Genomic DNA, 23,069 nt, shown 5'->3' on the forward strand with positions numbered 1-23,069 from the left:
CGGTCAAAAGCCTATACTTTGTGCATGAATTCGGCAGGACTCCTGTCATGCGCCTCTTCCGACGACTCCACGGCCTGATCGCCGCCGCCCTGTGGGCGCTGGCGTCGGTGGCGTGCGCCGGCGAAGCGCCGCTGCATGTCTGCATTGACGAGAATCCTTGGCCGCCCTACTCCTTTCTCCAGGAAACCGCGCCCGGTTCGCCGCCCGTACTCAAGGGCTTCACGGTCGACCTGGCCTCCACCGCGCTGCAATCCCTGGGGCAACCGTTCACCATCGCCCGGCTGCCGTGGGCGGAAGTGCATCGCCGCGCGCGCATCACCTCCGCCGACGAGCGCTGCGACATGATCTGGGACATCAGCGCCACTCCCGAGCGCGAGGAATACCTCTACTTCACCGACCCGATCTACAAGCTGCACTACACGCTGATGTACGCACAAACCCGCTTCCCGCGCAGCGCACCGATCCGGCAAATGACTGATCTGAAAGGCTGGAAGACCTGCGGCGTCAAGGACTACAACTACGGCAACCTGCCCGCGCAACTGACGCTGCAACGCGCCGATTCCATCCAGGATGCGCTAAACAAGCTGCAGCGCAAGGAATGCGACTTCCTGCTGATCGAGGCGTCGGTGATGGAGCGCGGCAAGGCGATGGGATTGTACAAGTCCGCGCCGTTGGGCTGCGTGGAACTGGGCGGGATGAGCAAGTCGTACCGGCTGGCGGTGTCGCGGCAGGCCGACAACGCCACAGTGCTGTTCGCGAATGTGAAGAAGATTCTGGACCGGCTGCGGCGCAGCGGCGCGCAAGCCGATCTGGCGCGGCAGTATCAGGTGGCCACCCCCGATTGCCGCGAAAAACTGGATTAGCCCTCAGCCCCCGGCCGCCACGCGGCGGGCGCCGCTCCAGGCCGCCTGCCAGTACGGCAGCGACAGGTTTTCCACCCGCACCGCGCCGCCGCGCGCCGGGGCATGGATGAACTGGCCGTCGCCGACATAAATGCCGACATGATTGACCCGCGACTGCCGCCCGATCTGGAAGAACACCAGGTCGCCGGGCTTCAGCGCTTCCCGCGAGACCGGTTGCCAGCCCGCACGGTACATCTCGTCCGAGGAACGCTCCGGCAGGGATAAACCGTTCTCCAGCAGCACATAACGCACAAAACCGCTGCAATCAAAACCTTCAGACGGCGAAGTGCCGCCGGGGGTGTACGGCGTACCCATCAAGCCGTAAGCGGAGATCAGCATCTCCTCACCGGTCACATGCAACAGCGCGGCATGCGGCATGCTAGCGCGGGTGGTGGCGCAGCCGAACAGGGTCAGGACCGTCAGCAGCAGCACGGCAAATCGGGGGGTCATCCGGTGGAAATTCATCGGGAAATCGTCACTTTTTCGTTCGTCTGCCCTGAAACTACCGGATTGACAGACGGGAAGTTAACCCGTTGGCGCCCTCCGACTGTAAGCAAACATGTCACAAACGCCGGGAATCCCCGTCGGAAAACTGCGGATTGAGAACGGTTAGGAGTATACTGTGCGCCATTTTTACAGCACCACCACAGGTCGTATTCCCCATGGCGCAATACATCTACACGATGAACCGCGTTTCCAAGCTCGTGCCGCCGAAACGTGAAATCCTCAAGGACATCTCCCTTTCCTTCTTCCCCGGCGCCAAGATCGGCGTGCTCGGCCTGAACGGCGCGGGCAAGTCGACGCTGCTGCGCATCATGGCCGGCGTCGACAAGGACTTCCAGGGCGAAGCCCGCGCCCAGACCGGCATCAAGATCGGCTATCTGGAACAGGAGCCGCAACTCGATCCCAACAAGGACGTGCGCGGCAACGTGGAAGACGGCGTGCGCGAAGCGCTGGACGCCCTGAAGCGCCTGGACGAAGTGTTCGCCGAATACGCCATGGAAGACGCCGACTTCGACAAGCTGGCCGCCGAACAGGAAAAGCTGGAAGGCATCATCCAGGCCTGGGACGCCCACAACCTCGACAACCAGCTGGAACAGGCCGCCGACGCGCTGCGCCTGCCGGAATGGGATGCCGACGTCACCAAGCTGTCCGGCGGTGAGCGTCGCCGTGTCGCCCTGTGCCGCCTGCTGCTGTCCAAGCCCGACATGCTGCTGCTGGACGAGCCGACCAACCACTTGGACGCCGAATCCGTGTCCTGGCTGGAACGCTTCCTGAAGGACTTCCCCGGCACCATCGTCGCCATCACCCACGACCGCTACTTCCTCGACAACGTCGCGGACTGGATCCTGGAGCTCGACCGCGGCTACGGCATTCCCTATGAAGGCAACTACTCCTCCTGGCTGAAGCAGAAGACCGCCCGCCTGGAACTGGAAGAGAAGCAGGAAGAAGCCCACTACAAGGCCCTGAAGCGCGAAACCGAATGGGTTCAACAGAACGCGAAGGCCCGCCAGGCCAAGAGCAAGGCGCGTCTGGCGGCCTATGAAGAGCTGTCCAGCAAGGAGTTCCAGAAGCGTAACGAAACGCAGGAACTGTACATTCCGCCCGGACCGCGTCTAGGCGACCTGGTGGTGGACGTGCGCGGCATCAGCAAGGGCTTTGAAGACCGCCTGCTGTACGAAAACGTCAGCTTCACCGTGCCCAAGGGCGCCATTGTCGGCATCGTCGGCCCCAACGGCGCGGGCAAGACCACGCTGTTCCGCATGATCACCGGCGAACAGAAGCCCGATACCGGCGAAGTCATTGTCGGCGAGACCGTCAAGATCGCCTACATCGGCCAGATCCGCGACAACCTCGACAACAACAAGACCGTCTGGGAAGAGGTCTCCGGCGGCCTCGACATCCTCAAGGTCGGCGACTTTGAAATGCCGTCGCGCGCCTATATCGGCCGCTTCAACTTCAAGGGCAGCGACCAGCAGAAGCGCGTCGGCGAACTGTCCGGCGGTGAGCGCAACCGTCTGCAACTGGCGAAGATCCTGCAGGCCGGTGCCAACGTCATCCTGCTCGACGAACCGTCCAACGACCTGGACGTGGAAACCCTGCGCGCCCTGGAAGACGCCATCCTCACCTTCCCCGGCGTGGTCATGTGCGTGTCCCACGATCGCTGGTTCCTCGACCGAATCGCCACCCACATCCTCGCCTTTGAAGGCGATGAAGTGGAATGGTTTGATGGCAACTACACCGAGTTCGAAGCCTGGCGGCGTTCCAAGCTGGGCAAGGACGCGGGTCCGCACCGGATCAAGTACAAGAAGATCGGCGGCTGATTGCCGTCAGCCATGAAAAACGGACGCTTCGGCGTCCGTTTTTCATGGTGCATTGACCGCCGTGACCGTGACCGCCCGGTCAGGCGCATTGTCAGCCCACGCGAATCCGTGCAATCTCAGCCCACTTCCCGTTCTCCCCCGCGAGACAGCCATGACCGACCTCGTCCAGATCATCACCCACCCCGGCCACGTGGTGGAAGTCCGCCTCAACCGCCCCGACAAGCGCAACGCCATGAGCTTCGCCCTGCTGCGCGAACTGCTGCGCGTGGGCGAGGAACTGAAGGAACAACGCGACGTCCGCGCCGTGCTGCTGACCGGCGAAGGCACCAGCTTCAGCGCCGGCATCGACCTGAACGACCTGCAAAGCCCCAAGAACTCCCTGACCGCGATGTGGGAACTGAGCCGTCCCGGCCCCAACCTCTTCCAGCGCGTCTTCCTGGTCTGGCGCGACCTGCCGGTGCCGGTCATCGCCGTCATCCACGGCCACTGCTTCGGCGCGGGCATGCAACTCGCCCTCGGCGCCGACTTCCGCATCGCCACTCCCGACGCGCAACTGGCCATCATGGAAGCCCGCTGGGGCCTGGTGCCCGACATGGCCGCCAGCGTCACCCTGCGCGGCCTGATCGGCCTGGACATGGCCAAAGAGCTGACCATGACCGCCCGCATCATCAACGGCATCGACGCCAAGAACATCGGCCTGATCAGCCACACCAGCGACGACCCCATGGGCAAAGCCCTCGACCTCGCCGCCGAAATCGGCAGCCGCTCCCCTGACGCCGTCGTCGCCGCCAAACGCGTCCTCAACGCCATGGTCAGCGAAAGCGACGCCGAAACCCTGGCGCTGGAAAAGAAATGGCAACGGCGGCTACTGCTGGGCAAGAACTTCCGCATTGCCGGCAAACGCGCGAAGCAACCGGAATTGGGGTATGTGGAGAGGCAGTTTGACTAACGCCCCCACTGAAGGCGGTCCGCAGCCAACTGTCTGAGCAGCGGACCGGACAACGAAGAGACGTAAGCGGAGAACATTGGACAGCGAACTGGCGGCCCGCGAGTTTTGGCGAAGGACGCGGTTTTGCTTCCTTTTGCCAAGACAAAAGGAAGGCCCGCGGCAGGCGGATGATCTCTATAACAAGAACAGCTTGTCGAGCTCAAGCCCAACCTACATTCGGCATTGGGAAAGAACGTGTTCGGCGAATAACCCCCCAGCCCTGCGGGCAGCCCCCCTGTTCCACAGGAGGGCGTAACCGCCTCAGCGTGAAAATACCTGCTTCCCCCGCATCGGCATCACCACCGCCCTCACCCCCTCCGCCTCGATCTCCCGCACCATCCCCGCCAGATCCACCCCCGGAATCTGCTCCGGCTCCGCCTCGAACGGGGTAAACATCGTGTCCCAATGGCAAGGCACAATCCACTTCGGCTTCAGCAAGGCCACCACTTCCTTGACGTAATCCGGCCGGTGCTTGCGCCCGATCGCACACAGGCACACCACATCGGCCTGAATGCCCTGCAACTCCGCCGGGATGAAATCCGCCGAATCGATATGCACAATCTTCAGCGACCCGGTATCCACCAGCCAGTTCAGCACCTGCCCGTGCTTCAACTGATGAAAGCGCGGCGGCCAGGGCGGCGGCGTCAGCATGTCGCCCGGCAGCGGCACCCGCCCGAAAATCGCCTTGCCGTGGATCGATGGCAAGCCGCGCACCGTCCACTCGCCACAGGCGATGTCCTCACGCCCGTGCGTCTCCACCAATTGCGACTCCGGCAAGCCCGCCGCCCGCCCGACATTGCAGGCCGCCACCGAGCCGATCAGCCGCGCGCCGGTCAGCTTGCACAGCGCGGGCGCATCCAGAATGTGGTCGTAATGCGCATGCCCGATCAGCACATCATCCGCATGAGGAATATGCTTCCGGATCAAGCCCGGCTGCACATGCAATGGCTTGGTCAGCGTATCCAGGATATTGGCGCGGCTGAGATACGGATCCAGCACCACGGTGCGTTGCGGCGTCTTCAGCACGAAACCGGACGTGCCCAGATAGGTCATCTCCAGCCCGCCCTCAGCGGCCGGCAGCGGCGCGCTGTACAGGGAAGCCTGGGGTGCGGTCAGGCCCAGCCATTTTTTCAGCATGTCGATCCTCGGGAATCCGGTGGTTATCTTTCCATCATCGCCCTTTGTGATGACCGCTGCAAGGCAGGTAGAATCGCCGCTCAAACCGCACCGGAGCAAGCTATGGAACGTCTGGGATTTATCGGCATCGGCCTGATGGGCAGCCGCATGACCACCCGCCTGCTGGCCGCCGGCTATCCGGTGCGGGTGTGGAACCGTTCCCCGGAAAAATGCGCGCCGCTGGCCGCGCTGGGGGCCGTGCCTGCCGCCAGCCTCGCCGAGATGGCCGAACAATGCGACGTGCTGCTGCTGTGCCTGTCCGATACCGACGCCGTCGAGTCCGTGGTCTTCGGCGAGGACGGCCTGTCCGACCACCTGCGGCAGGGCCAGTTGCTGGTCGACTTCTCCAGCATCACTCCCGACGCCACCCGCGACTTCGCCGACAGCCTGGCCGCGCGCAACATCCACTGGGTGGACGCGCCGGTCTCCGGCGGCGTCGGCGGTGCGGAAAGCGGCAAGCTGATCGTGATGGCGGGCGGGGAAACAGCGGCCGTGGAACGGCTGCGCCCGATCGCCGCGCACCTGTCGCAACGGCTGACGCACATGGGGCCGTCCGGCAGCGGCCAGATCACCAAGATCTGCAACCAGATGATTGTCGCCAGCAATGCCGTGCTGATCGCCGAAACCGTGGCGCTGGCCGCCCGGGCCGGGGTAGATGCCGCACAACTGGCCCCGGCGCTGGCGGGCGGCTTTGCCGACTCGCTGCCCTTGCAGATTCTGGCCCCGCGCATGGCAACCGACAGCTTCGAGCCGGTGCAATGGAAGGTGAATACGCTGCTGAAAGATCTGGATAACGCGGTGGCGCTGGCGAAGGAACATCTGAGCGGTACGCCGGTGTCGGCGCTGGCGTCGCAGCTGCTCAGGTTGCATGCGGGGAAAGGGGCGGGGTTGGAGGATTTGAGTTCGGTGGTGCGGTTGTTCAAGTCCTAAAGAAAAGGGCGCACGCAGTGCGCCCCTACATGACGATTGGCTCCCGATCGTCAGACTCCGGCAGCTTTCCGCGTTTTGCGCAGACTCAGGTAAACGGTCACCGCCAGGATGGTCAGGATGACTCCCAGCGACACCAGCGCCGGCACCTTCACCACATCAATCAGCAGCATCTTCGTGCCAATGAACACCAGGATCACCGCCAGCCCATAGTTCAGCAAGCTGAAACGGTCAGCCACGCCCGCCAGCATGAAGTACATGGCGCGCAGGCCCATGATGGCGTAGATGTTCGACGCCAGCACGATGAACGGATCGCTGGTGATGGCGAAGATGGCCGGGATGCTGTCCACGGCAAACATCACATCACTCAATTCCACGAAGATCAGCACCAGTAGCAACGGCGTCGCTACGCGCTTGCCGTTTTCCCAGGAAATGAACTTCTCGCCGTCGTAATCTTTCGACATCGAGATATGGTTCTTCAGCCACTTCAGCAGAACGTTGTCTTCCAGCGACGGCTCCTCATGCGCCGCCTTCCACATCTTGTAGCCGGTCAGCACCAGAAAGGCGCCGAACACATAGAGGATCCAGTGGAATTCACTGATCAGCCAGCCGCCGATGAAGATCATGATGGCGCGCAGGATGATGGCGCCCAACACCCCGTACAACAGCACCCGGCGCTGCAAGTGCACCGGCAGCGCGAAATAGCTGAAGATCAGCAGGAAGACAAAGACGTTATCCACCGCCAGAGATTTTTCCACCAGATAGCCGGTGAAGTATTCCAGCGCGCGTTCGTTGGCCAGCTCGCGCCCCAGGGTGCCGGACAATTCCCACCACAGCAGGCCGCCGAAGGCCAGCGCCAGCGTGAACCAGACCAATGACCAATTTAGGGCGCTGCGAAAGGTCACGCCCTCCTTACCGCGACTTTTCAGTCCGGCGAAGTCGACCCAGAGAGCAACAACGACACTGAGCGCGAAAGCGCCCCATAACAACGGTGTGGCAATGGTTTCCATTATGGTAAACCCCTGTTCAAGTTGAAAAGGAATGCCACCGGAAAGGTCAGGAATGACAAGCAGGACCGATGGCAAACGCCATCCACGGTCTTGCTTGCAGCGAGAGGAATCAGGCTGCGGCGACACCGGCTGCCGAAAGGCAACGTATTGACGATGTCGCACCAGGGAAGCTACTCCCCATGGAGATGAACGGACTATAACGGGATCGGGCCGGGCGGCAAGCTGTACAGAACAAAAGCGCTACGTTTTTAACCCGGCGATTACACGTACAAAAAGGGCGCGATTAACGCGCCCTTCTGCCCGCTAGCGGCTGGTGCGTTTCTTCACCGGCCGTTTCGGGACGGCGGGCGCGGTCTTGCCCGCGCCGGTCTCGCGCGGCGGCAGGCCGGTGTGCTGGGTCAGCACGCGGCCCTTCTTCGCCGTCACCTTCTGCGACTTGCCCTGCTCCACCGACGAATTCTTCTTGCGCGCCGTCTGGTAGGTTCCGTCCGTGGCGGGCTGGTAGGTCGGGATCAGGTGATGCTTGCCGTTACCGATCAGGTCGGCGCGGCCCATCGCCTTCAGCGCCTCGCGCAGCAGCGGCCAGTTGTTCGGGTCGTGGTAGCGCAGGAAGGCCTTGTGCAGGCGACGGCGACGGTCGCCCTTGACGATGTCCACCGTCTCGCTGTCGCGCGTCACCTTGCGCAGCGGGTTCTTGCCGGAATGGTACATGGCGGTGGCGGTGGCCATCGGCGAGGGGTAGAAGGTCTGCACCTGGTCGGCGCGGAAACCGTTCTTCTTCAGCCAGACCGCCAGGTTCATCATGTCGAAATCCGTCGTTCCCGGATGCGCGGCGATGAAGTAGGGAATCAGGTACTGTTCCTTGCCCGCTTCCTTGGAGAAACGGTCGAACATCTGCTTGAAGCGGTCGTAAGCGCCGATACCGGGCTTCATCATCTTCGACAGCGGACCGCCTTCGGTGTGCTCCGGGGCAATCTTCAGGTAACCGCCGACATGGTGCGTCACCAGTTCGCGCACGTATTCCGGCGAACGCACCGCCAGGTCGTAGCGCAGGCCGGAGCCGATCAGGATCTTCTTCACCCCCGGCAGCTTGCGGGCGCGGCGGTACAGTTCCACCAGATGCGAGTGGTCGGTACCGAGGTTGTCGCAAATGTCCGGGTAGACGCAGGATGGCTTGCGGCAGGCCGCCTCGATCTTCGGCGACTTGCAGGCCAGGCGGTACATGTTGGCAGTTGGCCCGCCGAGGTCGGAGACGATGCCGGTGAAGCCGGGCACGCCGCGCATCTGCTCGATCTCGCGGATGATCGAGTCCTCGGAGCGGTTCTGGATGATGCGGCCTTCGTGCTCGGTGATGGAGCAGAAGGTGCAGCCGCCGAAGCAGCCGCGCATGATGTTCACCGAGAAGCGGATCATCTCGTAGGCGGGAATGCGCGCGTCGCCATAGGCCGGGTGCGGCACCCGCGCATACGGCAGGTCGAAGACGTAGTCCATTTCCTCGGTGCTGAGCGGAATGGGCGGCGGGTTGATCCACACTTCCTGGTCGCCGTGGCGCTGCACCAGCGCGCGGGCGTTGCCGGGATTGGTTTCCAGGTGCAGCACGCGGTTGGCATGGGCGTAGTAGACCGGATCGCTGCGCACCTGTTCGAAGGACGGCAGGCGGATGACGGTCTTGTCACGCGGCGGCAGGCGGTGCTTCATGGCGTTGCCGGGACGCAGCGTCACGATCTGGACACCGTCCACAGTCACCGGAGACGCGTCGGCCTTCTGCTTTTCCACCTCGCAGGACGCGGTGTCCTGGGTATTCACATACGGATTGATGATCGGGTCAACACGGCCGGGGTGGTCGACATCGGTCGACTCCAGCTCGAACCAGCCCTCCGGCGTGTCGCGGCGCAGGAAGGCGGTGCCGCGCAGGTCGGTGATGTCGCGGATGTTCTCGCCTTTCGCCAGCCGGTGCGCCACCTCGACAATGGCGCGCTCGGCGTTGCCGTAGACCAGGATGTCGGCCTTGGCGTCCAGCAGCAGCGAACGGCGCACCTTGTCCTGCCAGTAATCATAGTGGGCGATGCGGCGCAGGCTGGCCTCGATGCCGCCCATGACGATCGGCACGTGCGGGTAGGCTTCGCGGGTGCGCTGGGCGTAGACGATGGAGCAGCGATCCGGACGGCGCCCGCCCTCGCCGCCCGGCGAATACGCGTCATCGGAACGGATCTTGCGGTCGGCGGTGTAACGGTTGATCATGGAGTCCATGTTGCCCGCCGCCACGCCGAAGAACAGCGTCGGTTCGCCCAGCGCCTTGAACGGCTCGGCGGAATTCCAGTCCGGCTGCGCGATGATGCCGACGCGGAAGCCCTGCGCCTCCAGCAGGCGGCCGATGATGGCCATGCCGAAGCTGGGGTGATCGACATAGGCGTCGCCGGTGACAATAATGATGTCGCAGGCATCCCAGCCCAACTGGTCCATTTCCGCCCGGCTCATGGGCAGGAACGGCGCATTGCCGAAGCATTCGGCCCAGTATTTGTCGTGGCCGAAAAGCGGAGTGGGCGAGGAAGAGGCCGGAGCGGCGGGTCGTACAGCGGACATGCGGGAACTACTCAAAATTTCAGCAGCGCATTGTACCTCAGTCCGGACCGAAAAGGATTGACCGGCCTGGTGCTGCATGATATTTAAGCAAACCCAAAACCAGTCGCAAAAAGAACGCCGTTCGTCGGATAGGATTGCCGCAACAAGCCGGGCTTGTGGCCGAATAAGAAAAAAGATCTCGCAACCCCCATCACGAGCCAGGGTCATAAGGTAAAAACGTGGACAATGCAGAGACAATAAAGGCCGAACCCCAAGGCGTTGCCCTGCCCCAGCTCTTCAATGCCAAGAAGCTGGAGTATATCCAGGACACGCTGAAACACCGGCCGTTCTTCCTGTATTTCGAAAACGACATCGAAACGATGTTCTACGCCAAGCGGGCGGATGAATACCTGCGCATCCTGATGGCCGGCAAATCCATGCTGCTGATGCTGTTCGGCCTCATCGCCTATTTCGCCGTCAGCCAATTCCCCAACGCCCTGTTCGCCAACGATCTCTTCCTGGTCAAATTCTGCTTCCTGCCCATCGCCCTCACCCTGATGTGCGTGATGGTGTTTGCGGAAAAGCCCTTTTTTGTCCGTAACTTCCAGTGGATGGCGGCCCCGACCAGCACCATCATCCTGACCTGTATCCTGCTGGCCAGCCTCAGCAATTACGACAAGCATTTCTCGCAGCACGCCGCCTACGACGTCATCATCATCACCACCATTGTCTGCTTCGGCATCCGGGTGCTGTTTCCGGTCTGCGTGATGATTGTGATCATCGCCGGTTCGATCACCATGCTGGCGACGGTCATGCTGAACTGGAGCTTCGACATCCTGAAGCTTTCCCACTATTACGGGCTGGGTTCGATGACGACGCTGGTGATTGTGGGGCTGATGGAGCGACAGGAACGGCTGGCCTTCCTGCAGGAACTGCTGGTGTCGCACCAGACCGTGGAACTGGACCGCTTGAACCGCGCCCTGGACCGCATGGCGCGCGAAGACCCGCTGACCGGGCTCGTCAACCGCCGCGGCTTCGACGAAACCATGCAGATCGAGTGGGACCGCGCCCGCCGCGACAACCAGTCCCTGGCCCTGCTCTACATGGACATCGACTTCTTCAAGCTCTATAACGACACGTACGGCCATAATATCGGCGATGTCTGCCTGCGCCGCGTCGCCCAGACCGTCAAGGGTGCGCTGCGTCGCCCGGCGGACCTGGCGGGCCGCTATGGCGGCGAGGAATTCGTGGTGCTGTTGCCCAATACCGACCGCGAAGGTGCGGTGGATGTGGCGATACGCATCCTGAAGCATGTGGACGCGCTGGCGCTGCCGCACAGCCGCTCGAAAGCGGCCAGCCATGTCACGCTCAGTATCGGCATCTCGCAACTGGTCCCGGGTAACGGCAACTCCCTGAAGGAATTCCTCAAGCGGGCGGATGATGCGCTCTACGAGGCCAAGGAGCGCGGCCGTCACCAATACTTCCTGTCAACACGCTAGGAGCAGGCAGGCCATGCCCGGAAACGCCTTACCCGTCAGCCGCCTGGAAGATGCGCTCAGCCAGCTGATCCGGGAAACCCCGTCCCTGCCCATGACCGTGAACGGCCTGCTGCGCGACAACCCGCTGCTGCTGGCCTTCAGCCCCGGACTGGAAAGTTGCTTCCGGTTGAAGCGCCTGCATGAATTCAGCGCCATCTTCCGTATTTCCGCGGCTTTCTGGGCGTTGCTGTTCGCGGTGCTGATGGGTTTCACGCACCTGTTTTTCCCGGAACTGCTGTCTTCCGGACGCTTCGCCTTGTGGCAAAACACCTGCTGGCTGGTCGGCGGCATTGTCGTGCTGGCCAATATCACGGCCTATCTGCCCTCGCTGCATAACGGCATCTATCATTACGTCATCGCACCGGTTTCGGGCCTGCTGCTTTACCTGCTGCTGCTGGGCGGCGCGGCCTATCCCGACCAGACGTTCAACATCCATGCCTCCTACAACGCCATCATCATCATGGTGTTGATCAGCTACAGCATGCGCCTGCGCTGGCAGGTCAGCGGCAGCGTGCTGATGGCGGCCGGCGTCATGGCCATCCTGACCGCGCTGGCGGCCGGCTGGAAAACCTCCTGGCTGCAGGCCGGGCACGCCTATTTGCTGGTCGGCATCGTGCTGTCGGTGATCGCCTTCTTCGTGGAGCGCCGCGAGCGCTTGGGCTTCCTGCAGGAAGTGCTGGTGGCGATCAAGTCGGAAGAACTGGCGCAACTGAACGACCACCTCTCGGCCATGGCCAGCAAGGACGCCCTCAGCGGCTTGTCCAACCGCCGCGCCTTTGATGAGTTCCTGAACCGGGAATGGGAACGCGGCCGCCGTGAAGAGCAGCCGCTGTCCATCCTGTTCATGGACGTGGACTTCTTCAAGCGGTATAACGATACCTATGGCCATGCCGCCGGCGACGAATGCCTGAAGCAGGTGGCCCGCGCCATGAACCAGGCGCTGCTGCGTCCGGGCGATATTGTTGCCCGCTATGGCGGCGAGGAATTCGTGGTGCTGCTGCCCAACACCGATGTGCAGGGCGCGATGGAAGTAGGCGACCGGTTGCTGGCGGCGGTGGATGCGCTGGCGATTCCGCACCACTCCTCCGACGCCGCGTTCCACGTCACCATCAGCATCGGCATCGCCTGCATGGTGCCGACCGAACGCAACGGCGCGCGCAACCTGCTGGAAGAAGCGGACCGGGCGCTGTACGAAGCCAAGAGCCGCGGACGGCACCGCATGGCCTGTCTGCAACCGGTGGCAACGCCGACGTATAATGTCGATGACATCATCCTGATGGATATTGTGAAGGATCATCTGCCGGCAAAGGACAACAAGTAAATTCCGCCAGTGCGCCGCCCCGCGCACACGGCTCCGGACCCCCGAGATGATTCGTGGCGCGTATGGCAAAGAACCGTCCGACCGCTGAAGAAGTCGCCGAACGCCGGCACACGCTGGCGTATATCCGCCTGATCACCTCACGGCGGCCGATCTTTTTCACCTTCCCCGCCGCCATGGAACAGGATTTCCAGCGCAAGCGGGTGGCGTCCAGCCTGTTCTATATCCGTTCCGGCCAGTGGCTGCTGCTGCTGATGTTCACCCTGATTGTCGCCATTGCCTGGTTCAATTACCGACCATTGATGGCCGCACACGACTACCTGCTGATCAAGACCATCTATGCTCCCGTCGGCGCGCTGATCCTGTTCATCATCTTCGGCAACCGTCTGCCGTGGGTGCACCGCCGCTTCCACGCCGTCATGTTCCCGGTCAGTTTGATCCAGATCGTTCTGATCCAGCAGCATGTATTCCAGGCTACCGGCAACAGCTACTACGAATACGCCACCTATAACCTGATGATCACGCTGCTGCTGGTGGCGCTGGGGCTGCGCTTCGCCACACCGGTGCTGTTGGGTCTGTACCTGCTTAGCGGCGCGGTCAGCCTGCTGTCGGCCATGCTGTTCGGGCTGCCCGTCAATCCGCTGTCGTTTTTCTATTACTACGTGATCTTCGGTACGGTCATCCTGGTGCTGGCCGCCATCGCCGAACGCCAGGAACGCTTCGGCTTCCTGCAAGAGCTGCTGGCGCGCCTGCAAGGTGAAGAATTGACCCGGCTGAACCGGACGCTGGAAAAGATTGCGCATGAAGACGCGCTGACCGGCATTCCCAACCGCCGCAGCTTTGACGAAACCGCCGAGAAGGAATTCGAGCGCGCCACCCGCGACCGCCAGCCGCTGTCGATCCTGCTGCTGGATGTGGACTACTTCAAGCGTTACAACGACACCTACGGCCATGCCGCCGGCGACAAATGCCTGCAACTGATTGCCCGCACGCTGCAGGAAGCGCTGATGCGCCCGGCCGACATGGTGGCGCGCTATGGCGGCGAGGAATTCATCCTGCTGTTGCCCAATACCCCGCCGGAAGGGGCCGCCAAGGTAGCGGAGCGCATCCTGCGCTGGGTGGACGCCGGACAGATTCCCCACGAAACTTCCAGCGTCGCGCAACACGTGACGGTCAGCATCGGCATCTACACCCTGATACCGGACAAGCAACAGACGCTGAAGGGCGTGGTAAAACAGGCCGACGAAGCCCTCTACGCCGCCAAGGGCGCGGGACGGCACCGCTATCTGGCGCTGACCCCGGAATCAACCGAGTTCGCCGCTCAGCCGCAGTAAGGGCGCGGGCAGGCCCAAGTCACGGGCGCGTTCCGGGCTGAACCAGCCGCATTCCCCCTCCCCCGCCACATTCGGCGCGCCGCTGACCCGCACCGGCCGCAACTCCAGATGGTAATGGCTGAAGGTATGGCGGAAGGGCGGCAGGTATTGCAGATCCGCCTGCGCGAGGCCAAAGCGTTCAGCCAGCACCGCGCGCAACTCCGCCTCCGACTCCACCGCCACTTCCGGCAGACACCACAGCCCGCCCCAGATGCCCGACGACGGCCGCCGCACCCACAGTTGCTCACCGCGCGGATTGTCAAAGATCAGGAAGAAAGCCGACTTGACCGGCTGCGCCTTCGCCGCCTTCTTGTGCGGAAAGGCCGTAGGCGTGCCCAGGGCAAAGGCCTGGCAACGCGACTGCAAGGGACAATAGAGGCACATCGGCTTGCTGCGCGTGCACAGCGTCGCGCCCAGGTCCATCATCGCCTGGACATAGGGGCCGGAGCGCTGGTGCGGCGTCAATTCCTCCGCCAGCGCCCACAGCCGCGCCAGCGCCGCCGTCCCGGCCGGATCGCCCTCCACCGCGAAACAGCGCGCCAGCACGCGCTTGACGTTGCCGTCGAGGATGATGCCGCGCTGGCCGAAGCCCAGCGCCAGAATGGCCCCGGCGGTGGAGCGGCCGACACCGGACAAGGCTTCCAGCCCCGCCAGCGTATCGGGAAATTCACCGCCCTGCGCCATGACCGCCTGCGCCGCCTTGTGCAGGTTGCGGCCGCGCGCGTAATAGCCCAGCCCGGCCCAGTGCTGCAGCACCTCGTCCTGCGAAGCGGCGGCCAGATCGGCCACGGTGGGGAAACGCGCCATGAACCGTTCGTAATACGGCATGACGGTGGAGACCTGCGTCTGCTGCAGCATGATTTCCGACACCCAGACCCGGTAAGGCGTCACCGCCTGTTGCCAGGGCAGGTCGTGGCGGCCGTGCCGGTCGAACCAGTCGAGCACGGCCAGCGCGAAATCGGGGGAATGGGACATGGACGGGGTCTGCCTGCAACTGCAAATCCCGGATTCTGACGGGATTGCCCCGTCAAATCCACTGCACAGCGGTCAGGCCAGCTTCGCCTTCAGCTTGAGTTCATCAATGTTGCGGCTGAAGGTCTTGATCAGGCTGCGCTCCGGCACATCCGGCAGCACCCGCACCGCCTTGATGAAGCCCTTGACCAGCTGCCCGGCCAACGCGGACTGCCAGCGGGGCGGCTTGGGAATGCCCAAGACCTCGTGCAGCTCCGGGTCGATCAGCGCGTAGAACAGGTTCTCCGCCACGCCCTGCAAGGGTTTCGGGAACCAGTAGTCCGCCCACTCAGCCGCCAGCGCCCGCACCACTGCCTCGCCGCCTGGCGTATAGGCGAAGTTCTTCTGCTCGTAATCCAGCATCCACGCCAGATAGGCCTCTTGCGTTGGCGGAATGTCCTGGATGCCCATCATCTTGCCGACGCGCAGCCACAGCTGGAACTGTGACTCCAGCTCGTCGCGGCTGAGACCGTCCGCCCCGGCGAAGCGGTCGGACAGGCGGCGCGGCAGGCAGGCCAGTGTCGCCAGCGTGTACAGGTACAGCTCGTTGGGAATGCGGAAATGGGTATGGATCCGCTGCATGCGCTGGATGATGCGCTGCCCTTCCGGCCCGTCGCCGTGTTCATAGATGAGACCGAAGAACACCAGTGTCTCGAAATTGCGCTGGCGGGTGTTCTTGATGATGGTGCCGGTGCCCTCGCGGTACAGCACATTGGCGATGCGCGGATCGCCCATGTTGTAGGCGAAGGCCACCGAGAACAGCGCATGAATGAAGATGGGCAGCCCGTAGCGGGTTTCGAAGGTGAGTTGGGCGTAACGGCGGGCATCCTGCACCGGGTCGAGGGTTGCCAGCTCTTTTCTGGCCCAGAACAGGTCGCGCATGTGGGACTCCCGTGCTTGTTTGTTTGACAAGCGCACTATAATGCGATTATTTAGTCGCATACAAATCGCTTAATTCTCGCATTTGAAGGAGCATCCGCATGCGCAAGCAACCCCGGCAGGCCCGGTCGCGGCTGATGGTGGACAGCCTGATTGACGCCACCGCGCTGACCATTGCCGAACACGGCCTGGCCAGCGCCACCACCGCTCGCATTGCGGAAACGGCGGGCATCAGCATCGGCTCGCTGTACCAGTATTTCGACAGCAAGGAGCAGCTGTACGCGGCGCTGCTGGACCGCATTGTGGCCGAGCTGATGGCGGTGGTGGACCGGCGCAGTGCGGCGCTGGCGCGGCAGCCCTTGCACGAGTGGGTGCGGGGTTTGCTGGATGAGGTGTGGGATTATCTGGAGGCGGACCAGGGGCTGCACCTGAAGGTGTTGCGCAACTGGTCGCAGCTGGACTTCATGCGCGGCATTGATGCGCTGGAGCAGAAGCTGCTGGGGGTGCTGAGCCTGCATGCCTTGCAGCAGGCGGCGGTGGCGGGCCGGGCGGATTTGCCGGCGCGGATTTATATTTTGATCAACAGTGTGTTGTTTACGCTGGTGCGGTACATCAGCCAGCCGTCGCCGCTGGTAAGCCGGGAGGCGTTGGTCCGGGCGTTTGGGGAGATGGTGGAGAGGGAGTTGGGTGGTTGACTGGGGGGAATGGGGGTGATAGTTTCGGAGCTGATGATTTTGGTCGTGTACGACGGACATCGGCCTCGTAAGCGCTTAAAATAGAAAAGCTTTTTGCATGAACAGTCTTTTTAAGGCGACAAAGTGTTATGCGAAGTTTGTCGTTTAAATATAGTTAGGGCGCGCTGTAGATGTAACCCACTATCTATCGAAGAAACCCCACATGACACTTGTTACCGCTTGGACGAGAACAACCAGAACTGGCCGCGAGTTATGGGTGATGTCGGATAGTAGACTTAGTGGCGGAAAATTCTGGGACTACGGACCCAAGATATTTGGAATTGGTCGCAGCGATGCTTTGATAGCGTTCGCGGGAGATACTTCATGGACCTACCCACTAATCGCACAAATTTCGTCGTATGTAGAGTCATTTGTAAACCTTCGAGAACGCGCCATAGATCTTTGCGATGCATACGATCAAATTCTTCAGATGCTGAATGAATCAGTAAGTTTCGTTTCTGAACCAGCACATCCATCACTCGAAATACCTGAGTGCTCATTCATCCTGGCTGGATACTCGGCACGCCGAAAGGACTTTTTTATTCGCCGAATCGTTTTTCACCCTCAACGCCGCAAATTCGAGAATAGGCTTGCACGTGACATCGGGGGAGAGTCCATCGCGCTCATTGGAGACAGAGGTCCTGTGAATGCGATGGCTCGTCGCCTATCCGAGAGAGTAAAGACTGATGGTCTACCGAGACTTGGCATGGCTCCAGCGGAAGCATTCTTCGCAGTTCTCTCCTCTAAGCGCTTTACAGAAATTGGTGGTGCTCCTCAGGTAGCCAAGGTCTATCAACATATGAGTCAAAGACACCTTGGCGTTTATTGGCCCCCGAATTTGCCAACTGAACATCAGCGAATCTACCTCCGCGGCCGCCAACTGGGCAAGTTCGATGCTCTTGATCATCCGTGGGTATTTGATCCATCGTCCGCCAAGCTCTTTTGGCACGATTTCTCCCCTGACGCAATGCGCTCCTTAGGAGAAGCGGAAAGTGCTACAGCTGAGGATTTAGTGGATATGTGCGAAGGCCGCTTACTTCCACGCTAGACCGCGCAAAATTTTTATGTAGGGAGACAGAAATGAAACAACTAGAAATACTTATTAAATATTTTCCAACAGGAACCACTGAGGGTGAGCGCCACATCCTTCGTCGGGCTTTTGTACAAGCAGAAGAGTTTGCCGATCTTATTACTCCGCCACCTTATAGCCCTCGCCTCTTAGTAGGAAAAAAGGGGAGTGGCAAGAGCGCATTAATTGAGTTCTCAATGACCTTGCTAGAACGAGCCAAGGTTCCTGCTTTAGTTCTGAAGCCAATGGATATTGATTATTCAACATTCCGGGAAGATGCGTCAGTTGGAGAACTCACAGGGGCAGCATTCAAAGCAATCCTTAACGGAGTAGCAATGAAGCTTGGATCAACAACATCTGGGCTAATAACTGGTGACGATAAAATCCTTTATGAAACAGCCGTTAGTAGTGGTGAAATCAATAGAGATACTATTGAGAGACTAGCACTTTTTCTACCTAAACTGGCAAAATCATTCACCCAAACTGATTTAACTGATCTTCTTCCAAGCAGCCAACCCGTGACTGTTAAAGCATTAGAGAAGGCTATATCTAACAATTTAGAACAATCCACGCGCGGGTTTTATCTTTTCATAGATGACACAGATCAAATTGCTGCACCTGACAAACCAGGCCACCTAAATAGAATTTGGGCGTTTCTTCTTGCAGCAAGAGAGCTATCAAGTCGAATTGGTGAGATTCGCTGCATAATATCTCTACGTGAAGAAATATGGAGAAGACTGACCAGTGATCGTGCAGGTCAGCGCGACCAGACCGATCATTTTTCTGGCCTGATTCGATATCTGAGCCCAACTAGAGACCATATCCGCAAGATTGTTGACCGAAGAATTTCTCTGGCTGCTGGTGAAATTGGCGGCAGTTATACAAACCACTGGAGCGTCTTCTTCGAGGGTGATATGCCCCGTATGCCTTATTCTGAAATAAGGACCGGCTGGCCTGACATGATTATTGTTAGATCACGCGAGCGGCCTCGTGATGCAGTACAGCTAATTAATGGCTGCTGCCAGAGAGCCATTAGCAGCAATAGTGACAAAATCACTGAAGACATATTCTCAGTAGAGATGCGTGAATTCTCTAAAGTCAGAGCAAGACTTCTTGAGCAAGAAGTTGAATTTGAATGCCCGCAAATGGAACAAATAATAAGATCTCTTGCGGAGATTCATTATGACCATTCATCATTTAAAGCAACTGCCGAAGTAATAAAGAAGCACCTATCATCTTTAGGGTCTGCATTCTCGGTAACCCTGTTTGGCAGAACCTTAAAATTGACAAAAGAAGATCATCTTTTTGAATTGTGGCGTTTTCTATATGATGTAGGCCTTCTCAATGCCCGCATCGCTGATTCACGTGAGAAGGATGGATTTAGACATATTTATCCATCTGAAGATCCAACTTTGGTCTCAAAGTCACGATGGAACGAAATGCAAGCGATTGTTTGGGAAATTGGCCCGGCATATAGAGATCACTTAATCAGCATTCAAGAACAGAAAAATTCGCAGTTTGGACTTCCACCAAGAGGCCGTAGGCCATAGCACCGCAGCCTAATATAGAAATTAAGCGAAAGAAAGAAAAAGGGAATAGCCAAATTTTCTTGTGTGACTATTTGGGGGACTGGTGTTGTGTGTTCGACTCAATGCGAAAACTTTACGATCAGAAAGTCCGTCAAACCAATCGCCATGGCTGATAACACTTGACGCTGGCCAACAACGCAATCGTTTCGTATTTGGCTGCATGTTTGGTGAAATCTCGATGGCGGACGAAGTTGAAGTTTCCGACCATCCCTCCCCCATAAGAAACTAAGAGCTAAGCCCCCTTTCACCCCAAAAAGTAGGGGCGCACTGCGTGCGCCCCTACAGGTCAGGTCAATCAGCCCTCCCCCTCACCGATTGAAAAGCTTCTGCAACCCCTCATTCAGCTTCTGATTCACCTTCTCCTGCGCCTTCTTCTTCTCCTCCTCAACCTTCGCCTTCGCCGCCGCCTCAGCCTCCGCCTGCTTCTTCGCCAGCTCCGCCTTCGCCGCATCCTCCTTCGCCGCCAGATCAGCCTTCACCTTCTGCACTTCCTTGCTGTTCAGCAGCGCCTTCGTCGCCATATCCTTCACCGCCTTGCCGTCCACCGAACACAGCGACGCCACATCCGTCACCTTGCCCTTGCAACGGATCGGGAAGGCATAGCCCGCCAGCCCCTCACCCACAATCGACTTGTCCAGCAACAGATTGAAACTGTAATCCACCTGCTGCGTCACCAGGCTGAACGTACCGGTGCCGCTCACCTTCGCCTTCTTCAGGTCGGCATTCAGCCCCTTGTTCTGCACCACGCCGTTGGTAATGGACGCCTCACCCAGGAAATTGGCAATCTCGGTATTGTTCTGCTTGCTGACCAGCGTGGCTGCATCCTTGCCGGTAATGAACGGCAGCAGGGCCTGATACTTGCCCATCTCCGTCGTCACCAGCTGCATCATGTTCACGCCCTTCAGCAGGCCGTTGTTGAAGCTCAGCTTGCTGGCGCCGTTTACCGAACCCAGCCATTCGTCCACCGAGTTGCCGCTCATCTTCAGCGTACCGTTGAAGGCGGCGATACCGGCCAGCAAATCCTTCTTGGTGAACTGCTGCACCACGTTCTCCACCTGCATCTGCTCGACGCTGGGGGTGACCGACAGCACCGGCTTCGCGCCGCGCACGTCTATGGTGGTGGGGAAGCTGAAACGCCCGCCCATGACGCTGCCGCCCAATTGGCTGACGTTGACCACGCCGTCCTTCGCGGTGGCGGTCACCTGCAGCTTCTGCACCGGATACTTCATCGCCGTCAGCGAGCCCACGGTCAGGCCGACATCCAGGTTCTGTTTCTTCAGCAGCTCCACCGGCAACAGCCCTTCGGCGGTCTTGGCGGCGGGCGCGGGCTTGGCGTTGGGATCCACCGGCGGCAGGTAACGGTCCACATTGATCTTGTCGACATTCAGGCGGGCATAGATCTTGCCGGTCTTCAGGTCGGTCAGGCCGGCCTCGCCGGTGAGGGTGCTGTCATCCAGCCTGGCATTCAGGCCTTTCAGCAGGATGCTGTTTTCGTTGCCGGTAATCTGCGTGCTGACGCTGACGCGTTGCAGGGTGCTGCTGTCGGCCATGACCGGTGCGGCCATGCCCAGGGTCTGCATCAGTTGGCGCAGGTTGAAGGGGCTGGTGGCGATGTTGCCGCTGAGGGTCATGCCCTGCGTGGCCGGGGTGCCCGGCTTGGCGGTGGCGGCAATGCCCGGCAGGCTGGCGCTGAGCTGGCCCTTGGTCTGGATGCTGAGCGCGTCGAGGGTGAAGCCGTTCAGGGCGATCTTGCCTTCCTTCCAGTTGGCGGTGATCGGGGCGACCAGATGCACCGGCATCACCTTGGGGAAGGCCTTGTCACTGATATTGGCCTTCACATCCAGCGGGGCGAAGTTGACCGCGCCGGTGGCGAGGTTGGCGGCCAGCGCTCCGCTCAGATCCGCGGTGATGGGCGCGGGACGGCCGGTTTCGGGATAGCTGGCGCTTCCCTGGATGTTGTTGAGGTTGACCAGTTGCTGCTTCAGGTCGGCGGCAATGGCGGCGGTCAGCTTGAAGGTGGCGGGCGCGGAGAGGTTGGCGGCCGGATAGGCGGCGTCGATCGCCAGCGCGGGCAGGCTGACCGTTTGCGCGGCCAGGTCGGCCTGCACGTCGCCGCTGACCTTGACGGTGGCCGGAGACTTCAGGCCCGCCTGCGGATAAGCGGCGGCCAGCTTCAGGCCGGTGACGGTGACTTTCTGCGCCTTCATGTCGGCATTGATCGCGCCGCTCAGATCCACGTGCGCGGGCTTGGTCAGCTTGGGGTCCTGGTACTCCACCGCCAGTTTCAGGCCGTCAATCTGGTGCTGCTGCTGTTTCAGGTCGGCGGTAATGTCGCTTTCCACATCCACCACCACCGGGGCGGGCAGCAGACTGCCGCTGAGATGGCTGCGCGCGGTCAGGCCTTTCAGCAGGTATTTCTCGGCGTCCTGATCCAGTTGCACCGTGGCGTTGAGGTCATTGTCGGCCACCAGCGTCTTGCCCTGGGCGTCGGTCTGCGACCAGACGAACTTCAGGCGCACCGGGAAGGCCTTTTTCAGGTCGATATTGGTGGCCTGCACCAGCAGCTTGTCGAGCTTGCCGTCCAGCTTGCTCTTTTCATCGCTGAAATGCAGGGCGCTGTTGCTGATGTTGAGGACGCTGACATTGAAGTCGATCTTGTCGGACTTCTCTTCCGGGGCGCTTTTCAGCTTGGCCAGCATGCGGTCCCAACTGGTGGCGCCGTTGGCGTATTGCACGAAGTCCAGATTCGCGCCGTCCAGGATCACCTGGTCAATGGCGATCTTCTTGGCCAGCAGCGGCATTACCTGCACGCTGACATCGGCCTGGTTGATCGCCACCAGCGTCTTGCCCGCCTGGGTATCGGTCAGGGTGGTCTTGCCCAGATGCAGGCTGATGCGCGGCCACAGTTGCCAGCTGAGGGTGTCGGCCATCACCAGGTCCATGTCGGTCTTGTCCTTGACCACCTTGGCGATTTCGCCCTTGTAGTCATTGGGATTGATGAAGAACAGGATGTAGGTGACCAGCAGCACGACGAGGCCGATCAGGGCGGCGGCGACAATGCCAAGGGATTTGAGGGCGCGGGACATATAAGGACTCGTCCATAAAGTTGTGTGACAAAACTAGCGTCTGGGGCGTGTGCGGGCAAGGAGTTTTTCGGTAACAGCGGAATGGGTTGGGCAAAGCGGGAGTGACTTCACAGAGTGCGCGGGGACCGGAGTCCCCGCGTGCGCTGAGTATTACCTCTTATTGTTGTTGTTCGCAGTCGTTTTTGTTGTTGTCGTATGTCAACGTGCCGACGCATCACTTATTCTTGTTGTTCGTCGTTCCGCTAACCAGCGATGGCCTTGTCGTTATAGTTGCCATCCATTGTGTGACGGTTATCGTTTTTCTTGTCCGTCTCGTGACAGGTTGCTGCGATTCCTTCCCAACACCTTCACATGCACCGTTCTTGTTGTTTTTGTCGGTTGTTTTTCTTTTTGTGTGCGCCTTGGTTTTTGTTGGTTGCGCACCAGTAATAATGCATTTGCCGTGCCAACTTCAAAAACTAATTTTTACCCATTAAAAAACAACAACTTAATTTTCAAGATCAATTAACAACCACCGCAAAATGTGTTCCCGGTAACATCTTGACAGCGTAAAGGTAACACTTCTGAGTTAGCCGGTAACATC

General features: G+C 60.2%; 17 protein-coding genes. 10 read left to right on the forward strand and 7 right to left on the reverse strand.

Annotated features, from left to right (window positions below):
- The first annotated feature begins 47 nt into the window (after nt 1-47).
- Nucleotides 48-863 (forward strand): substrate-binding periplasmic protein, encoded by an 816-nt coding sequence (locus tag EV700_RS11160; protein ID WP_165391439.1) that lies wholly within the window; start codon nt 48-50, stop codon nt 861-863.
- 3 nt (nt 864-866) lie between these two features.
- Here the strand turns inward: EV700_RS11160 and EV700_RS11165 are convergent, their stop codons facing one another.
- Entirely contained in the window at nt 867-1,352 is a 486-nt protein-coding gene (locus EV700_RS11165) for a C40 family peptidase (protein WP_165391440.1), read from the reverse strand.
- 212 nt (nt 1,353-1,564) lie between these two features.
- Between EV700_RS11165 and ettA the strand changes: the two genes are divergently transcribed.
- Together ettA and EV700_RS11175 are read left to right on the forward strand one after the other, a co-directional pair.
- Nucleotides 1,565-3,226 carry an energy-dependent translational throttle protein EttA gene (ettA, locus tag EV700_RS11170; RefSeq protein WP_130413778.1) on the forward strand — a complete coding sequence of 554 codons (1,662 nt, stop codon included), beginning with the start codon at nt 1,565-1,567 and terminating at the stop codon, nt 3,224-3,226.
- Between the two features lie 151 nt (nt 3,227-3,377).
- Nucleotides 3,378-4,175: a crotonase/enoyl-CoA hydratase family protein gene (locus EV700_RS11175; RefSeq protein ID WP_130413780.1), complete on the forward strand. Its 798-nt coding sequence runs from the start codon at nt 3,378-3,380 to the stop codon at nt 4,173-4,175.
- Nucleotides 4,176-4,475: 300 nt separating this feature from the next.
- On the opposite strand, the gene EV700_RS11180 is transcribed toward EV700_RS11175, so the two are convergent.
- The gene (locus tag EV700_RS11180; protein ID WP_242610265.1) at nt 4,476-5,348 is read right to left on the reverse strand and encodes an MBL fold metallo-hydrolase; all 873 of its coding nucleotides are present in this window, start codon (nt 5,346-5,348) and stop codon (nt 4,476-4,478) included.
- A gap of 39 nt (nt 5,349-5,387) precedes the next feature.
- On the opposite strand from EV700_RS11180, the gene EV700_RS11185 reads away from it, so the two are divergent.
- Entirely contained in the window at nt 5,388-6,320 is a 933-nt protein-coding gene (locus tag EV700_RS11185; RefSeq protein ID WP_278044914.1) for an NAD(P)-dependent oxidoreductase, read from the forward strand.
- Nucleotides 6,321-6,370: 50 nt separating this feature from the next.
- Here EV700_RS11185 and EV700_RS11190 read toward each other — a convergent pair whose 3' ends face one another.
- A complete protein-coding gene (locus EV700_RS11190; protein WP_130413786.1) occupies nt 6,371-7,327 on the reverse strand; it encodes a TerC family protein in 957 nt (318 codons plus the stop codon).
- A gap of 303 nt (nt 7,328-7,630) precedes the next feature.
- On the reverse strand, nt 7,631-9,910 hold the full coding sequence (locus EV700_RS11195) for a YgiQ family radical SAM protein (protein ID WP_130413788.1): 2,280 nt from the start codon (nt 9,908-9,910) through the stop codon (nt 7,631-7,633).
- 218 nt (nt 9,911-10,128) lie between these two features.
- On the opposite strand from EV700_RS11195, the gene EV700_RS11200 reads away from it, so the two are divergent.
- The 3 genes from EV700_RS11200 to EV700_RS16930 all read left to right on the forward strand — a co-directional run bounded on the left by EV700_RS11200 (nt 10,129) and on the right by EV700_RS16930 (nt 14,079).
- Nucleotides 10,129-11,388 (forward strand): GGDEF domain-containing protein, encoded by a 1,260-nt coding sequence (locus EV700_RS11200; protein ID WP_130413790.1) that lies wholly within the window; start codon nt 10,129-10,131, stop codon nt 11,386-11,388.
- A gap of 13 nt (nt 11,389-11,401) precedes the next feature.
- A complete protein-coding gene (locus EV700_RS11205) occupies nt 11,402-12,748 on the forward strand; it encodes a GGDEF domain-containing protein (protein WP_165391441.1) in 1,347 nt (448 codons plus the stop codon).
- A 62-nt stretch (nt 12,749-12,810) separates the two neighbouring features.
- Nucleotides 12,811-14,079 carry a GGDEF domain-containing protein gene (locus EV700_RS16930; RefSeq protein ID WP_242610266.1) on the forward strand — a complete coding sequence of 423 codons (1,269 nt, stop codon included), beginning with the start codon at nt 12,811-12,813 and terminating at the stop codon, nt 14,077-14,079.
- On the opposite strand, the gene mutY is transcribed toward EV700_RS16930, so the two are convergent.
- Both mutY and EV700_RS11220 read right to left on the reverse strand, forming a co-directional pair.
- Complete coding sequence (gene mutY / locus EV700_RS11215) at nt 14,050-15,093, reverse strand: A/G-specific adenine glycosylase (protein WP_130413794.1); 1,044 nt, start codon at nt 15,091-15,093, stop codon at nt 14,050-14,052. The genes EV700_RS16930 and mutY overlap by 30 nt on opposite strands.
- A gap of 72 nt (nt 15,094-15,165) precedes the next feature.
- Nucleotides 15,166-16,011 (reverse strand): oxygenase MpaB family protein, encoded by an 846-nt coding sequence (locus EV700_RS11220; RefSeq protein ID WP_165391442.1) that lies wholly within the window; start codon nt 16,009-16,011, stop codon nt 15,166-15,168.
- 98 nt (nt 16,012-16,109) lie between these two features.
- Between EV700_RS11220 and EV700_RS11225 the strand changes: the two genes are divergently transcribed.
- The 3 genes from EV700_RS11225 (at nt 16,110) to EV700_RS11235 (ending at nt 19,361) form a co-directional block, all read left to right on the forward strand.
- The gene (locus EV700_RS11225; RefSeq protein ID WP_130413798.1) at nt 16,110-16,703 is read left to right on the forward strand and encodes a TetR/AcrR family transcriptional regulator; all 594 of its coding nucleotides are present in this window, start codon (nt 16,110-16,112) and stop codon (nt 16,701-16,703) included.
- Between the two features lie 202 nt (nt 16,704-16,905).
- Entirely contained in the window at nt 16,906-17,790 is an 885-nt protein-coding gene (locus EV700_RS11230; RefSeq protein WP_207224651.1) for a hypothetical protein, read from the forward strand.
- Between the two features lie 32 nt (nt 17,791-17,822).
- Nucleotides 17,823-19,361 (forward strand): P-loop ATPase, Sll1717 family, encoded by a 1,539-nt coding sequence (locus EV700_RS11235; RefSeq protein ID WP_130413800.1) that lies wholly within the window; start codon nt 17,823-17,825, stop codon nt 19,359-19,361.
- Between the two features lie 347 nt (nt 19,362-19,708).
- On the opposite strand, the gene EV700_RS11240 is transcribed toward EV700_RS11235, so the two are convergent.
- Complete coding sequence (locus tag EV700_RS11240; RefSeq protein ID WP_130413802.1) at nt 19,709-22,486, reverse strand: AsmA family protein; 2,778 nt, start codon at nt 22,484-22,486, stop codon at nt 19,709-19,711.
- Nucleotides 22,487-23,069 lie beyond the last annotated feature (583 nt).

Source organism: Fluviicoccus keumensis (genome assembly GCF_004217445.1).
Classification (GTDB): domain Bacteria; phylum Pseudomonadota; class Gammaproteobacteria; order Pseudomonadales; family Moraxellaceae; genus Fluviicoccus; species Fluviicoccus keumensis.

What these genes read in the sequence shown, in the direction of transcription:
- EV700_RS11160 (WP_165391439.1), top strand. Translation starts at nt 48, where the DNA reads ATGCGCCTCTTCCGACGACTCCACGGCCTGATCGCCGCCGCCCTGTGG.
- EV700_RS11165 (WP_165391440.1), bottom strand. Translation starts at nt 1,352, where the DNA reads ATGACCCCCCGATTTGCCGTGCTGCTGCTGACGGTCCTGACCCTGTTC.
- ettA (WP_130413778.1), top strand. Translation starts at nt 1,565, where the DNA reads ATGGCGCAATACATCTACACGATGAACCGCGTTTCCAAGCTCGTGCCG.
- EV700_RS11175 (WP_130413780.1), top strand. Translation starts at nt 3,378, where the DNA reads ATGACCGACCTCGTCCAGATCATCACCCACCCCGGCCACGTGGTGGAA.
- EV700_RS11190 (WP_130413786.1), bottom strand. Translation starts at nt 7,327, where the DNA reads ATGGAAACCATTGCCACACCGTTGTTATGGGGCGCTTTCGCGCTCAGT.
- EV700_RS11195 (WP_130413788.1), bottom strand. Translation starts at nt 9,910, where the DNA reads ATGTCCGCTGTACGACCCGCCGCTCCGGCCTCTTCCTCGCCCACTCCG.
- EV700_RS11205 (WP_165391441.1), top strand. Translation starts at nt 11,402, where the DNA reads ATGCCCGGAAACGCCTTACCCGTCAGCCGCCTGGAAGATGCGCTCAGC.
- EV700_RS16930 (WP_242610266.1), top strand. Translation starts at nt 12,811, where the DNA reads ATGGCAAAGAACCGTCCGACCGCTGAAGAAGTCGCCGAACGCCGGCAC.
- mutY (WP_130413794.1), bottom strand. Translation starts at nt 15,093, where the DNA reads ATGTCCCATTCCCCCGATTTCGCGCTGGCCGTGCTCGACTGGTTCGAC.
- EV700_RS11220 (WP_165391442.1), bottom strand. Translation starts at nt 16,011, where the DNA reads ATGCGCGACCTGTTCTGGGCCAGAAAAGAGCTGGCAACCCTCGACCCG.
- EV700_RS11225 (WP_130413798.1), top strand. Translation starts at nt 16,110, where the DNA reads ATGCGCAAGCAACCCCGGCAGGCCCGGTCGCGGCTGATGGTGGACAGC.
- EV700_RS11230 (WP_207224651.1), top strand. Translation starts at nt 16,906, where the DNA reads ATGACACTTGTTACCGCTTGGACGAGAACAACCAGAACTGGCCGCGAG.
- EV700_RS11235 (WP_130413800.1), top strand. Translation starts at nt 17,823, where the DNA reads ATGAAACAACTAGAAATACTTATTAAATATTTTCCAACAGGAACCACT.
- EV700_RS11240 (WP_130413802.1), bottom strand. Translation starts at nt 22,486, where the DNA reads ATGTCCCGCGCCCTCAAATCCCTTGGCATTGTCGCCGCCGCCCTGATC.